General features: G+C 65.3%; 12 protein-coding genes. 5 read left to right on the top strand and 7 right to left on the bottom strand.

Annotated elements, in window-relative coordinates; translation table 11 throughout:
- The first annotated feature begins 53 nt into the window (after positions 1–53).
- The gene (locus HK353_RS01235) at positions 54–605 is read left to right on the top strand and encodes a hypothetical protein (protein ID WP_173151482.1); all 552 of its coding nucleotides are present in this window, start codon (positions 54–56) and stop codon (positions 603–605) included.
- Here HK353_RS01235 and HK353_RS01230 read toward each other — a convergent pair.
- Together HK353_RS01230 and HK353_RS01225 are read right to left on the bottom strand one after the other, a co-directional pair.
- Entirely contained in the window at positions 574–1,056 is a 483-nt protein-coding gene (locus tag HK353_RS01230) for an NUDIX hydrolase (protein ID WP_173151480.1), read from the bottom strand. The two genes, HK353_RS01235 and HK353_RS01230, sit on opposite strands and share 32 nt — an antisense overlap.
- On the bottom strand, positions 1,053–1,673 hold the full coding sequence (locus HK353_RS01225) for a DNA-3-methyladenine glycosylase I (protein WP_173151478.1): 621 nt from the start codon (positions 1,671–1,673) through the stop codon (positions 1,053–1,055). Before HK353_RS01225 ends, HK353_RS01230 begins: the two co-directional genes overlap by 4 nt.
- Positions 1,674–1,788: 115 nt before the next feature.
- On the opposite strand from HK353_RS01225, the gene HK353_RS01220 reads away from it, so the two are divergent.
- Entirely contained in the window at positions 1,789–2,748 is a 960-nt protein-coding gene (locus tag HK353_RS01220; RefSeq protein ID WP_173151476.1) for an aspartate dehydrogenase domain-containing protein, read from the top strand.
- Positions 2,749–2,891: 143 nt separating this feature from the next.
- On the opposite strand, the gene betT is transcribed toward HK353_RS01220, so the two are convergent.
- From betT to aztD, 4 genes are all read right to left on the bottom strand, one after another.
- Positions 2,892–4,973 carry a choline BCCT transporter BetT gene (gene betT / locus HK353_RS01215; protein WP_173151474.1) on the bottom strand — a complete coding sequence of 694 codons (2,082 nt, stop codon included), beginning with the start codon at positions 4,971–4,973 and terminating at the stop codon, positions 2,892–2,894.
- A gap of 231 nt (positions 4,974–5,204) precedes the next feature.
- The gene (locus HK353_RS01210; protein ID WP_173151472.1) at positions 5,205–6,584 is read right to left on the bottom strand and encodes a short-chain fatty acid transporter; all 1,380 of its coding nucleotides are present in this window, start codon (positions 6,582–6,584) and stop codon (positions 5,205–5,207) included.
- 151 nt (positions 6,585–6,735) lie between these two features.
- On the bottom strand, positions 6,736–8,115 hold the full coding sequence (locus HK353_RS01205; RefSeq protein ID WP_173151470.1) for an NAD-dependent succinate-semialdehyde dehydrogenase: 1,380 nt from the start codon (positions 8,113–8,115) through the stop codon (positions 6,736–6,738).
- Between the two features lie 243 nt (positions 8,116–8,358).
- Complete coding sequence (gene aztD / locus HK353_RS01200; RefSeq protein WP_173151467.1) at positions 8,359–9,624, bottom strand: zinc metallochaperone AztD; 1,266 nt, start codon at positions 9,622–9,624, stop codon at positions 8,359–8,361.
- Between the two features lie 172 nt (positions 9,625–9,796).
- On the opposite strand from aztD, the gene HK353_RS01195 reads away from it, so the two are divergent.
- Positions 9,797–10,150, top strand: a complete 354-nt coding sequence (locus HK353_RS01195; RefSeq protein WP_173151466.1) for a nuclear transport factor 2 family protein — start codon at positions 9,797–9,799, stop codon at positions 10,148–10,150.
- Positions 10,151–10,247: 97 nt separating this feature from the next.
- Here the strand turns inward: HK353_RS01195 and HK353_RS01190 are convergent, their stop codons facing one another.
- Complete coding sequence (locus HK353_RS01190) at positions 10,248–11,168, bottom strand: 3-hydroxyacyl-CoA dehydrogenase NAD-binding domain-containing protein (RefSeq protein WP_173151464.1); 921 nt, start codon at positions 11,166–11,168, stop codon at positions 10,248–10,250.
- 164 nt (positions 11,169–11,332) lie between these two features.
- On the opposite strand from HK353_RS01190, the gene HK353_RS01185 reads away from it, so the two are divergent.
- Entirely contained in the window at positions 11,333–12,196 is an 864-nt protein-coding gene (locus tag HK353_RS01185) for a hypothetical protein (protein ID WP_173151462.1), read from the top strand.
- 129 nt (positions 12,197–12,325) lie between these two features.
- On the top strand, positions 12,326–13,660 hold the full coding sequence (locus tag HK353_RS01180; RefSeq protein WP_173151460.1) for a chromate transporter: 1,335 nt from the start codon (positions 12,326–12,328) through the stop codon (positions 13,658–13,660).
- The last annotated feature ends 26 nt before the right edge of the window (positions 13,661–13,686 follow it).

Here is a 13,686-nt window from a genome sequence, read left to right as displayed (position 1 = left end):
TTCGGCGGACAAGTGTTCACCTGCGCGTCAGAATGATCGCCTACCATCGGCACATGAACTCATCAGAACTCAACCGCGGCGCGACCAGCGGCACCATCGATACCGCGTTCGTCCTCAAGTTCGAACCGCTCTACGTCCTCACGGATCTTGAGTCGGAGATCTTCAGCGGCATCGGCCCGAAGACGAAAGTCCGCGAATCGTTCAAACGCAAGCATTTCCTCAAGGTCGCCGAGTGGAAGGCCATCGGCGTCCTGCCGAGTCTTGAGGAGATCGCATCCGATGACATCGACTTCGTCACCGGCGTCGCCCTCGACGACGACACACCCAACCGCTTCCGGCTGCCGGTGCTGCAGATGCTGCCCGGAGTGGGAGTCCCGATGGCCAGCACCCTGCTCACCGTCGTCAATCCGAAGAAGTTCGCCATCATGGACTCCCGGGCGCTGACCGTGCTGCACGAGTACGCTCTCGTGCCCACGGACAACCCTGCGCAGATGGACTACCAGACCTATCGCAAACTCATGAAGTCCCTGGCCAAGGGCGCCAATTGCGCGCCGATCGATCTGTACCGGGCCCTCATCGCCTATTCGCGGCAGGAGAGGCTCTGAGCCGGTCACCGGAAGCCGGTCTCCCCGCGGCCTGCAGCGCCGGGATGACCTCATTGCGGGTCAGCGGCGCGAATTGGCGGAGATCGGTGTCCGCGGGCAGCGGGTCGATGGGAAACCATCCGGCTTCGGCGATCTCGGCCAGATGCGCGATGTTCTCCACATCGAGTGCCGCCGGCAGACCGTCGTAGCAGAACACGTCACCGATGACACGGTGGTCGGCTTCGTTCGCCGCCGGCGCAGCGAAAGTGCCCAAAGGGTGCAGCCGGTGACCGTCCAGATCGAGTCCGAGCTCCTCGGCGATCTCACGGACGATGGTGTCCTCAGAGGTCTCCCCCACTTCGGGTTTGCCGCCGGGCAGCATGAAGGAACTGGTCCCGGCCTTGCGCACCATGAGCAGTTCCCGGCGTTGCGGGTGAAAGAGGACGAGCGCGGAGACGCGGATGTCTTTCATTCCGACCACACTCCGGACGCGCCTCGGCGGTGGGACTCGAGCAGGTGCGTATCGACCATGCCGATGGCCTCCATCAGCGCATACATCGTCGTGGGTCCCACGAAGCGGAACCCCTTCTTCTTCAGCGCCTTCGACAGCGCCACGGATTCCGGTCCGGTCGTCGGGATCTCGGCAATGGTGCGCGGTCGCGGGGTCTGCGCAGGCTGGAACGACCACAGGAAGGCATCGAGCCCGCCGTCCTCACGCAGTTCGATCACGCGAACGGCATTGTTGATGCAGGCTTCGATCTTGCCTCGATGGCGGATGATACTGGAATCGGTCAGCAGCTGCTCGATCTCGCTTTCGCCGAAGCGGGCCACGGCATCGGGGTCGAATCCGGCGAAGACCTCACGGAACCGTTCCCGCTTCTTCAGAATCGTCAGCCACGACAGTCCGGCTTGGAATCCCTCGAGGCTCATCCGCTCGAAGAGCCCTGCCTCGTCGTGGATGGGCAGACCCCATTCGCTGTCGTAGTAGTCCAGCAGCATCGGGTCACCATACGCCCACGGGGTGCGCGCTAGTCCGTCGTCGCCGGTGACGGCTCCCCCGACGGGGCCCGGCTGTGATTCGTCGTCCATTCTGCAACCGTATCGCGTCGCACTGACATTGCCTGCACGCCCCTTCCTCTGGTTGCCGAGGACATGGTGTCGCCGTTCTGAGCCCCACGTCAGTGTCCTCCGATAGGGTGCGGCCATGACCTCAGTGCTCCTCATCGGATTCGGTGCCATCGGCCGTCACGTCGCCCGGCTGCTCTCTCCCGAGCTCGAGTCCGGGGCGTTCAACCTGACCGCCCTGGTCTCGGATCGAGCCAAGCACAGAGTTCGCCCGAATCACGGCGCCGAGGTGGTCGACCTCCCCACGCTCACCGCCCCAGTTCACGAACCGGCACCATCGTTGCCTGCTCCGTCGTCGACGCAATCACCGTCGCCGAGGATGTTCGACCGCTTCGACATCGTCGTCGAATGCGCGGGAGTTCCCGCCGCCGCCCGATTCGGCCCCGCCGCCATCGCGGCCGGTCGCCCTCTCGTCCTCACAAGCGTCGGCGCCTTGGCCGGTCCCGACGCCCGCGCGGGTCTGCTCGCCGGACCCGGCCGCCTGCATGTGACCAATGGGGCGATCGGCGGACTCGATGTGCTCGAGGCGGCGGCTCAGGCCGATGGCCTCGACAGCGTCGAAATCACCACGTCGAAGGAGGCGAGCGGACTCATCCGGCCGTGTATGTCTGAGCCCGAAGCCGAGCGTCTGCGCGGCCTCGGCCCCGAGGACGGCCCTCTGACGGTGTTTGAGGGCAATCCCGCCGAGGCGATCGAGAAGTTCCCAGCCAATGTCAATATCGCCGTCGCCCTCGCTTGGGCCACCCGCGGACTGCGTTCTGCTGCACCGGCCTCAGACTCAGGAGCCAGAGCGGCGTCGGCCGAGACCGCGCCTGAACGCACCGATGCCGACTTACTCGGTGCCTCGTTGGAGAGGGTGCGGGTCGTACTCCAGGCGGTTGCCGGCCAGACCCAGTCCGCCCACCGAATCCGGGCGTCGGGATCGGCAGGGGAATTCGCGTTCGAGATCCGGTCGACGCCCAGCCCGGAGAACTCTGCCACCAGCGGGCTGACGGCCCTGTCCGTCGCCCGGACCCTGCGCAACGTGTTGACGGAGTGATCGCCAGACCGTCCTGCAGCTCACTACGCGGCCTCCCGCCGTCTCAGGGCGAGAAATGACGGCGCCCGGGATCTCCGGCCTGTTGGTCGGAGATCCCGGGCGCCGCACTCACCCGCCGGATTCAGTCATCCGGACATCGCGATTCAGTCATCGCGGTGGGTGAAGTTCTCCTGCAGCTGAAGGAATTCGACGTGGCGTTGGTACTGGTCGAGCACGTCAGCGATGATCTGCTCCTTCGAGAAGCCCATGATGTCGTAGCCCTGACCGGTGCCGCCATCGAGGTAGACCTCCATCCGGTAGTAGTCCTCGCCGGTTCCGCGCGGAACCATTCCGCCGAACGACGGCACACTGACCTTGTGCGGCCAAACCTGATAGCGGAACGGGTACTCCCCGTCTCCGTCTACCTCGAACTGGAAGAGTTCGCCGTCGTCGACGAACACTCCTTCGGAGTCGACGCGACCGCAGCGCGAGGAGATCCCACGGCCCTCCATCTCTTCGGCCACCTCGTGGAGGGTGGGGATGAGGACCTTCTGTTCGAACTCCTCGGCACGCGCCTGGTTCGGGAAGGACAGCACCCGACCGAGCTGACGCTGCCACGTCTCGTGACCGGGGCCGCGCGAGCGACGGGCCAAGGAGCCGGGCAGGGTCGTATCGACGCTGTCGACGCGGTTCGCCTCGACTCGCAGGGCCTTGTACAGGCCGATCATGACGAGGATGACGACGAAGGCGAAGGGCAGTCCCATGATCACCGTCGCGCTCTGCAAGGCGCCGATGCCGCCGACGAGCAGCATCGCCACCGTCAGGGCACCGGTCAGCAGTGCCCAGAAGATGCGCAGTCCGGCGCGTCCGTCTTCGGCGGGATTGCGCAGATTCGACGACAGATTCGCCATGACCAGGGCGGCGGAGTCGGCGGTTGTGACGTAGAACAGCAGTGCGGTGAGCGTGGCCAGACCGGCGATGAAGGCGAACGCCGGGTAGCGGGAGAGCAGGTCGTAGAAGCCGCCTTCGGGGCTGGCCATGACCGCTTCGCCGAACTTCACATCACCGTTGCGGATGATGTCCAGGGCCGAGTTTCCGTAGATCGAGATCCACATGAAGATGTAGATGAACGGAATCGTCAGGGTGCCCAGCACGAACTGGCGGATCGTGCGTCCGCGGGAGATGCGGGCGAGGAAGAGCCCGACGAACGAAGCGAAGGCGATCCACCAGGCCCAGAAGAACAGGGTCCAGTCGGTCATCCATGTGCCGGTGTCTTCGAAGGCGAAGGTCTGTCCGGCCATGTCCGGGAACAGGCGGACGAAATCCGTGATGTTGAGGACGAAGGCGTTGAGCAGGAACTGCGTGTTTCCGGCCACGAGCACCCAGAAGCTCAGCGCGATGGCGAGCACGACGTTGAGGACTGAGAGGAACTTGATGCCTTTGTCCACACCCGAGACCGCCGAGAGCGTGGCGACTCCGACACCGACGACCACGATGCCGACCTGGGTGGCGGTGCCGATCGGGATCCCGAAAACCGTGTTGAGGCCGACGTTGACCATGACGACGCCGATGCCCAATGAGGTGGCCACGCCGAAGATCGTTCCCAGCAGAGCAGCGAAGTCGACCGTCTCGCCCAAAGCACCATGGACACGCTTGCCGAAGATCGGGGCCAGCGCCGAGCGGATCGCCAAGGGCATGTTCATCCGGTAGGCGAAGTAGGCCAGAGCCATACCCATGAGTGCGTAGAGCCCCCAACCGCTCAGGCCGTAGTGGAACAGCGCCCACACGGTGGATTCGCGGGCGGCGGCGACCGTCTCTGGCTCCGTGCTCGGCGGGGTGAGGTACATCGTGACCGGTTCGGCCACGGCGAAGAACATGAGGTCGGTGCTGATGCCGGCGGCGAAGAGCATCGACGCCCAGGCGACGAGGCCGAATTCGGGCTTCGAGTGCTCGGGGCCGAGCTTCGTGTTGCCGTAGCGGGAAGCCGCCAGGTAGATGACGAAGACGAGGACGGCGAGGACGAGGAGAACGTAGAACCAGCCGAACCAATCGGAGGTCCAGCCGACGACGGCGCCGAGGACCGCCTCGGCGTTGGTCGGTGAGATCAGAGCCCATACGGTGATGGCGATCGCCACCAGGGCCGCGGCCGCGAACACTCGCTTGTTCACGGGCGGAAGTGACGGCTTCACCGTGCCCTTCGCCTCTCCCTTCGGTTCACCCGGCGGGGTGTCGACTGATGCTGACATGGTTGTGCTCCTTATCCGGACGCTGTTGCGTCGTGGCATCGGACCCGGTCGAACAGCGTGCTCAACCGGGCATGATCAACGGCTGTTGCTGAATGGAATTCCGTCCTCGCCGAATCCACGGTTCCACGGGGACGGCCAACAACGGAGGTTACCACATAGACACTTCCGGTCATTTGTCCTGTTGTGCCACGCGGTTCTGCAGATCAGCGGCTCACCCTCGCCGAGGCGGGGTCAGAGGGAGACGAAGAGCAGCGCGGCCGCCATCACCACCCCTGCGCCGAGGAATGTGATGACGGTATAGCCGAGGATGTCGCGCATCTTCAGTCCGGCGATCGCGAGCACCGGCAGCGCCCAGAACGGCTGGAGCATGTTCGTCCACTGGTCGCCGTACGACACGGCCATGATCGCGATCGACGGGTCGACGCCGAGCTGGTTGGCCGCGTCGAGCATGATCGGGCCCTGCACGGCGAACTGTCCGCCGCCGGAGGGGACGAAGAAGTTGACGAGTCCGGCCGAGAGCAGGGCGAGGACGCCGAAGGTCGTGGTGTTCGAGATCGAGACGAAGGCGTCGGAGAACACGGCGATGAGTCCGGTGGAGGACATGATGCCGAGGATTCCCGCGTAGAGCGGGAACTGCAGGAGGATCTCGCCGACGTTCGACGCCGCCTCTTTCGTCAGGTGGATGAGCTCGAACGGGTTGCGCACGAGCAGGAGGATGAGCGCGAGGAACGACCAGTTGACGATGTCGAGCGTCAGTCCCCCGCCCTGGGCGAAGTGGATGATGAGGTAAGCGACGAGAGCGAGACCGACGATGAGGGTGAGCACTCGTGAGGCGTCGATCCGGTCGGCCGGAGTGACGACCTCCTCGTCGACCTCCGACTGGTTCTCCGAACTCACCGAGGCGGGGAGCTCGTAGACTGCGGCGCCGGCCTTGGGTGCGACGAGGAAGAAGAGGAGCGCGCAGACGATGATGACTCCGGCGATCGCCAGTAGGTTCCAGCCGGCGAAGATCGTCTCCGACACCGGAACTGTCTTCCCGCCGAGGGATTCGGAGAGGAAGGAGTCAGGGGTGGCCGCGGTCAGCGGGCCCGATCCCGAATAGCCCATATGCCAGACGACGAATCCGGAGTATCCGGCGGCCACGAGCAGCGGGAAATGGACCTTGATTCCGCGTTCGCGTGACTGCACTGCGATCTCACGGGCGAGCAGAGCGCCGACGACGAGGCCGAGTCCCCAGGTGATGAGGCTGGCGAGCGCGGCGACGATGAAGACGAAGACATAGGCGAAGGTGGCGTTTCCGGGAACTCGAGCAAGACGGGCCAGCAGCTTCCGCACCGGTCCGGTGTTGGCGAGGATGTGCCCGAGCAGGAGGATCAGACACATCTGCGTCATGAACTCGAGCAGACCGGCCAGTCCCTCACCCCAGCCGGTGACGACGTCTGTCGGTCCGGCGTCGGTGAAGATGAACGCGAGGACGGCGACGATGAGGGTGAGGACGATGGCGAAGGTCAGGGCCGAGGGAATCCACTGTTCGAGGAATCGGTTGACCGGTCGCATGATCCCTTTTGAGGCTGCGACGTTGACCTGGGTCGACGGCTTCGGTGCCGACATGGGAAGACCTCCCGCTGAGTTTATGAGAATTGGCTGTGCGTGGTCTCAGCATACAATCAGGGCGCTGTCTCCCGGTAGGAGACAGCGCCCTGACGGCGATCACAGCCCGGTCACGATCGGAACCCGGATTCTCGGGCTCCGCGCGTACCGATCAGTCCTGTTTGTACACGAGCTGCTTATTGACGAATTCGTCCATCGCCAGCGGTCCGAGCTCCCGGCCGACGCCGGAGCGCTTGACTCCGCCGAAGGGCAGGAACTCGCGTGTTCCCTCCGGAGCGTTGAGGAAGACCATGCCGGAATCGATCTGGTCGCCGACGCGTTCGGCACGGGCGATATCGGTCGAGAACACGGCGGCCCCCAGACCGAAGGGGGTGTCGTTGGCGAGCTCGACGGCTTCTTCCTCGCTGCTGACCTTGTAGACGATCACAGCGGGCCCGAAGAGCTCTTCGTAGTATCCGCGCATGCCCTTCTGCACATCGGTGAGGACAACGGGTTCGACGTAGGCTCCGCCACCGTCGTACTTCTTGCCGCCGGCCAGCAGGGTCGCGCCCTCGCTGACGGTGTCCTGGACCTGCTCGACGAAGCGGTCGGCGGCGGCCACCGACGACAGCGGGGACAGTCGGGAGCCGTCCTCGCCGGGAACGGCGGGGGTGTTCTTCTGGGCCGCCTCGGTGATGGAGGAGACGAAGTCGTCATAGATGTCGTCCATGACGATCATCCGCTTGGGCGAGTTGCAGGCCTGGCCGGTGTTGCCCATGCGGGTGTCGAAGAACGTCTTTGCGGACTTCTGGACGTCGTCCGTGTCGAGCAGAATATAGGGGTCAGATCCGCCGAGTTCGAGTACGACCTTCTTGAGGTTCTTTCCGGCCTCGGCAGCGACGGCGGCACCGGCGCGTTCGGATCCGGTCAGGGACACTCCATGGTTGCGCGGGTCGGGCAGGATGATGTCGGCGACCTGCTCGTTGCTGGCGTAGATGTTGATGTACGCGCCTTCGGGCAGGCCTGCCTCGATGAAGATCTCTTCCATGATCTGTGCCGAGCGGGGACACTGCGGGGCGTGCTTGAGCAGGATGGTGTTGCCCAGGGCCAGGTTCGGGGCGGCGAAGCGGGCGACCTGGTAGTAGGGGAAGTTCCACGGCATGATGCCCAGCAGCGAGCCGACGGGCTTGCGGCGGATCATGGCGGTGGCGTCCTTGGGTCCGCGCAGTGGTTCGTCGGCCATGAAGGCTTCGGCGTTGTCAGCGAAGTACTTGTAGATCATCGAGCACAGCTGGACTTCGCCCTTGCCTTCGGGCACGGATTTGCCCATTTCGAGCTTGATGACTTCGGCGAGCTCTTCGGCGCGTTCGGCGTAGATCTCGGACACGCGGGTCAGCAGTGCGGCGCGCTCGGCTACCGTGGTCCGGCTCCACTCGTCGAATGTCGTCGCCGAACGGTCGAGGGCGGCGAGGATCTCGGCATCGGTGGCGGTGGGGAATTCTTCGGCGACTTGGCCGGTTGCCGGGTCGGTGACGCGATACATGGTGGTCATGGCTGTCCTCTTTCACTTAGACGGGGTTGAGGCGATCGCTGATGGTGCGATCGCAGGTCCATCCCCCACGCTATTGCCGAACTCCGGCGTCGGCAACGGCGGTCTCGTTTCCTGAGCGTATTCCCAGCCGTCACCGAGGTGGCCGACCCGACCGGCAACGTGTCCAGGGACACCGCCGGTCGGGGCCATCGAGCCCGTTCCGCCGGTCGGGCCTGGTCCGCCGGTCGGGTTCGTCCCGATCCCTCAGCCGGTGACGCCGGTGAGTTCGTTCGGTGCGTGCGGCAGCGATTTCTCCGCCATCACCTCTCCGGATTCGAGATCGACGATGTGGATCGACTTCTCCGCCGGATCGCTGACATAGGCGACCTCGCCCTGGACGAAGAGGGTCGGACGGGCCTTCTGCCACTCGACGGGCTCTTCCCATTCTTCAAAGACCGGGTACTCCTCCGTCACCGAGGCGGTCGCGGGGTCGATGATCTTCAGCTTCCCGTCCGTGGTCAGGACAATGCCCTCCCCTTCGGGTCCGCGGCCCAGTGACCGGAAGCTGTAGGAGGCGCCGAGGTCGACGAGCGAGAGCTTGCCGGTCTTCGTATCCGTGACGCTCACCCGTTCGGGACGTTCGAGTTCGGCATCTTCGTCGACTTTGTAATCGCCGAGGATGTACTCCGATTTGTCGCTTCCGGACTGGTTGCCGATGCGGCCGAAGGAGTCGGGAGCGTCGATCTTCTCGAACTTCCCCTCCTTGTACAGCAGGATTCCGTCCTCGCAGCCGAGTGAGATGACCTCGTCCTTCGCAGCGGCTTCGCCGTGGACTCCGGGGCACTCGTCGCTGCTTGCGATCTCTTTGCCGGAGCTGTCGACGACCTTCGCGCCCGAGCGTTCGTCCTCGGTTCCGACGGTGTGCAGCATCGACCCGTCAGCGAGTTTCACGGCGACACCGTGGTGGGGTTCGTCGACCTCGGCGATCTGGGGCTTCGGGACGCCGCCGGAGAAGTCCTCGGTGTCGAAGGTCTGGATCTTCCCGTCGCCGTCGCCGAAGAGCACGGTGGTCTCGCCGTGGTTGACGACGTGCCCGGGCAGTTCGGTGTCGAAGACGGTGTCGGTGAGCTGCGGGTCGGCGGCGTAGCTATGGGTGTGGTCGCCGTGGGGCTGGGTCCAGACTCCGACGTCGAAGAGGCGGAAGCCTTCGGCGACGGAGACCATGAGGTGGCGGCCGTCGCCGACGGGATTGAGGCGGTTGAAGCCTTCGAGCTTCGTATCGTCGATGACATCGAGAGTCGTCGCATCGAGGGTGAGGATCCCGCCGTCGTAGGTGGTCACGATCCGCGGCTGGGCGGCCGCGAGCTCCTGGGCGTGCCCGGCGTCGTCCTTGTCGTCTGCGGAGCCTGCGGTCTTCTTGTCCGCACTGCCCGCGTCGTAGTCGGTGGCGTCCTCGCCGGCTTGGCAGCCGGCGAGCAGCAGCGCAGAGGCGACCACCGCCGATCCGAGCATCGTGTGGTGTCGTTTCATTATTCGCACTCTCTAGTTAGTGAGACTCGTTATCATTAGCAAGTCGATACTAACCCGATGCGGGACAGATATGCGAAATGAGGTCGCCGTCGGCAAAGAAAAGAGACCCGGCGGACCGGCGGAGCCGATGGCCGGCCCCGAATATGAAATGAGTCACTGTTACGGTAGTGCCATGGCCAGTGTGACTGAACTCGTGAAGCGCTACTACACCACCGTCGATGCCGGAGATGCGGACGCCACCTCGGCGCTGTTCGCCGCGGACGCCAGCTATGATCGGCCGGGGTATCCGACGATGGTCGGCCGGCAGATCACCGACTTCTACCATGGCGAACGCATCATCGAGTCCGGTGCGCATTCGCTGCAGGAGATCCTCGTCGACGGTGATCGCGCGTCCAGCCGCGGTGTCTTCAGCGGTCGCCTCAAGGACGGCTCGGAGACCTCGGTGGGCTTCGCGGACTTCTTCCTCTTCAACACCGAGGGTCTCATCGCCGAACGCACCACGTACTTCTACCAAGCAGCGGTCTGAGCCGCTGTCTCCTCGAAAATAGGTCACTATCGGATACTTCTGAGCCCGCCCGCCCGGAAGATATCCGATAGCGACCTTTATTTGGGACGAGTGCGTTTCAGCGCCCCTGACCGCGGGCCTCGAGCACCGCCTTCTGGATCCGATCGCGGACGGCCGCTGCCTGTGGGGTCGGGGTCGGGCCATAAGCTTCTTCGACCTGTTCGAAGACGTCTTCCATGCCTGTGGGATCGACATCGACGGGCAGGTCCTCGATGGCGGCGAAGGCCGGTCCGATGTGGTCCATGAAACCGCGGATCCCGGCCTCTCCTCCGCCGAAGTGCATGCCTTCGAACTGGCCGATGGCCGACCAGCGCAGACCCAGCGAATTCTTCATCACCGTGTCGAGCCCCTCAGCAGAGACGACCCCGTTCTGCACGAGCGAGATCGCCTCCTTCATCAGCGCGTTCTGCAGCCGGTTGCCGACGAATCCGCGGATCTCACGCCCCAGCACCACCGGTTCGCGCCCGCAGCTGCGGTAGAACTCGACCGCGGCGTCGACGGTCTCCTGGGAGGTCTGCGGCGACGGCACGACCTCGACGAGAGGCATGAGGTGCGGTGGATTGAACGGGTGGCCGACGATGACGCGGGAGGCCGCGGACTCGGGCAGTGCGGCCGCGATCGTTGAGGCCGGGATCGTCGACGATGACGTGGCGAACACGGCTCCTGCCGGAGCCGCCTCGGCGATCTGAGAGAACAGCACGGGCTTCGATTCCGGATCCTCGGGACCGGATTCCTGGACGAAGACGACACCTGCCACCGCGGCCTCGACAGATTCGGCGAGTTCCACGGTGCCGACTTCACAGGCCAGCTCATCTCCGGCGGAGGCATCGGCGGTGACGTCAGCCTGTAAGCTGGCGACCACCTCGTCGAGGTCGGAACGCGGGTCGAAGACCCGCACCGTGTACCCGCTGCGAGCGAAGAGGAAGGCGAACGATCGGCCGATGGTTCCGGCGCCGATGACGGCGACTGTTGAGCTCATGCGACCAGGCTATACCCGCCCCACCTGCTCGAGCGGCGGAGTTCACTGGGGCGTGCCAGGACATTCACCCACGCATGCGCCAGCTGCCGTCGGCCCGCTCGCCGTAGTCGAATCGTTGCCGTGCGCCTCCCGCCGAGGTCGCGTCCTGGTGGCACAATGTCACCATGAGCGCGAACCCAGAACTGAGAACAGCGGACTCGGAGATCATCGCCCTGGCGGAGGACGAATACGCCGCCGCGGCCGAGACCGCGCGCATCGAGGTGCGCGAGATCCACACCGCCGATGAGGCGGCCAGGGCCTCAATGCTGCTCGACGAAGTCTGGAACGTCGACGAGACCGGCACGAACGTGTTCGAACCCAGCCTCATCATCGCCTTCGCCCACGCCGGCAACTATGTCTCCGCTGCGTACAGCGTCGACGAGCCCGACGAGATGATCGGTGTGACCATCGGCTTCTTCGGTCAGCCTCTGGGCTCGGTCATGCATTCGCATATCGCCGGAGTCCGCCATCAGGTCATCGGCCGCGGTGCCGGCTCCGCGATGAAGCTGCACCAGCGTCTGTGGTGCCTCAACCTCGGCGTCACCGAGATGACCTGGACATTCGACCCACTCATCGCCCGCAATGCGTACTTCAACTTCCAACGTCTGGGTGTCGGCATGGTCGAATACCTCGAGGATTTCTACGGGCAGATGCGCGATGGAGTGAACTCCGGCCAGGCCAGCGACCGGATGATGGTGTCCTGGCCGCTCGACCGTCCGGCACGGGCCTCGGTCGTCGACCCCGGATCGGCGTTCCCCTGCCTGCGCGCCGATGACGATGGGGAGCCGCTGCTGAGCGAGGTACCGAAGGAGACCGAGTTCGTCTCGCTGGATTTCCCTTCCGATATCGAGGCTCTGCGCGGCCAGGATGCCGATCTCGCCAGCCGCTGGCGACTGGCGCTGCGCACGGCGCTGACCGGTCTCGTCGGCGACGGCTGGGTCGTCGACACCTGCCTCAAGGGCGGCACCTACCTCCTCCACCACCCCTGAGCGTTCACCTTCGCCGCCCGTTCACCCGGCGCGGCGGGCCTGTTCGCACTGCCGGCAGCTGTCCCGTTCACCTCGGCGTCACCTGATCCGTGTTCACTGAGGTGTTCACCTGTGCGAAGCGGAGGACCGATGAACAGTGATACGGCGGCCACACATCAGCCTGGTCCGGCACCCCTCGCCGAGGTGGCCGGATCGTTCCTGCGCCTCGGCCTGACGTCGTTCGGCGGTCCCGTCGCCCACCTCGGATACTTCCGCGAGACCTTCGTCGGCCGCCGTTCTTGGCTGGACGACCGTGAATACGCCGACCTCGTCGCCCTGTGCCAGATGCTTCCAGGGCCTGCGTCGAGCCAGGTCGGCATGGGACTCGGGCTGCGCCGTGCGGGCCTGCCCGGGCTCGCGGCCGCGTGGGTGAGCTTCACTCTGCCGTCGGCGATTCTGCTCACCCTCTTCGCGTTGGGGCTCTCGGCCTTCGGTGACCTCGGGGATGCCGGGTGGCTGCTCGGGCTCAAGGCCGCCGCGGTGGCCGTCGTCGCCGGTGCCGTTCAGTCGATGGCGAAAACGCTGACCCCGGATGCCCGTCGTGCGAGCATCGCCGCTGCCGCCCTCATCCTCATGCTCGTCATCCCGGATTCGATGGTGCCGACGGCGCTCGTCCAGATCGCCGCGATCGTCCTCGGCGGATTTCTCGGCCTCGTCTGGCTGAAACGGCCCGACAAAGCTAGGAACGAGAAGGAATCGCCCACCGAGGCGGCCGCACCCGACACAACGGTCGATCCCGATTCAGTTTCCGCCTCCGAATCAGCAGCTGCTGCGGTCGGCTCGCACGCTCCCGAGAGCAAGGTCGGCTCCCGCGACGCCAGACGGCTGGGGATCGCCTCCCTCATCGCCTTCGCCGCTCTGCTCCTCGGACTGCCCGCACTCACCGCGGTGACCGGGGATGCGACCATTCGGCTCATCGATATCTTCTATCGGGCAGGGGCCCTGGTCTTCGGCGGCGGTCATGTCGTCCTGCCCCTGCTCGAGGCCGAACTCGTGCCCACCGGGCTGGTCGACCACGATACTTTCCTCGCCGGCTACGGTGCCGCTCAGGCAGTTCCCGGCCCGCTGTTCACATTCGCGGCATTCCTCGGAGCGTCGATGACGACGGGACCGACCGGCATCCTCGGTGCAGGTATCGCCCTGTTGGCGATCTTCCTTCCGGCGGGTCTGTTGGTCGTCGGGATCCTGCCGTTCTGGGAACGGCTGCGTGCCTGGGAACCAGCGACGGCGGCACTGACCGGAGTCAATGCCGCCGTCGTGGGGCTGCTGGGAGCTGCGCTCTACGATCCCGTGTTCGTCGAGGGGATCACCTCGCCTGCGACCCTGGCGCTGGCCGTCGCCGCCTTCGTTGCCGGGACCATGTGGAAGATCCCGGCGTGGGCGACGGTGATCGGCGCCGGGCTGCTCGGCTGGCTGCTGCTGTGATCGGTCAGGCCCGGGGCTCGACCGAT

Source organism: Brevibacterium permense (assembly GCF_013280495.1).
Lineage (GTDB): Bacteria > Actinomycetota > Actinomycetes > Actinomycetales > Brevibacteriaceae > Brevibacterium > Brevibacterium permense.
This window is presented reverse-complemented; position numbering and strand designations above follow the sequence as displayed.

Coding starts and splice junctions, on each gene's coding strand:
- HK353_RS01235 (WP_173151482.1), top strand. CDS start 54: ATGAACTCATCAGAACTCAACCGCGGCGCGACCAGCGGCACCATCGAT.
- HK353_RS01230 (WP_173151480.1), bottom strand. CDS start 1,056: ATGAAAGACATCCGCGTCTCCGCGCTCGTCCTCTTTCACCCGCAACGC.
- HK353_RS01225 (WP_173151478.1), bottom strand. CDS start 1,673: ATGGACGACGAATCACAGCCGGGCCCCGTCGGGGGAGCCGTCACCGGC.
- HK353_RS01220 (WP_173151476.1), top strand. CDS start 1,789: ATGACCTCAGTGCTCCTCATCGGATTCGGTGCCATCGGCCGTCACGTC.
- betT (WP_173151474.1), bottom strand. CDS start 4,973: ATGTCAGCATCAGTCGACACCCCGCCGGGTGAACCGAAGGGAGAGGCG.
- HK353_RS01210 (WP_173151472.1), bottom strand. CDS start 6,584: ATGTCGGCACCGAAGCCGTCGACCCAGGTCAACGTCGCAGCCTCAAAA.
- HK353_RS01205 (WP_173151470.1), bottom strand. CDS start 8,115: ATGACCACCATGTATCGCGTCACCGACCCGGCAACCGGCCAAGTCGCC.
- aztD (WP_173151467.1), bottom strand. CDS start 9,624: ATGAAACGACACCACACGATGCTCGGATCGGCGGTGGTCGCCTCTGCG.
- HK353_RS01195 (WP_173151466.1), top strand. CDS start 9,797: ATGGCCAGTGTGACTGAACTCGTGAAGCGCTACTACACCACCGTCGAT.
- HK353_RS01190 (WP_173151464.1), bottom strand. CDS start 11,168: ATGAGCTCAACAGTCGCCGTCATCGGCGCCGGAACCATCGGCCGATCG.
- HK353_RS01185 (WP_173151462.1), top strand. CDS start 11,333: ATGAGCGCGAACCCAGAACTGAGAACAGCGGACTCGGAGATCATCGCC.
- HK353_RS01180 (WP_173151460.1), top strand. CDS start 12,326: ATGAACAGTGATACGGCGGCCACACATCAGCCTGGTCCGGCACCCCTC.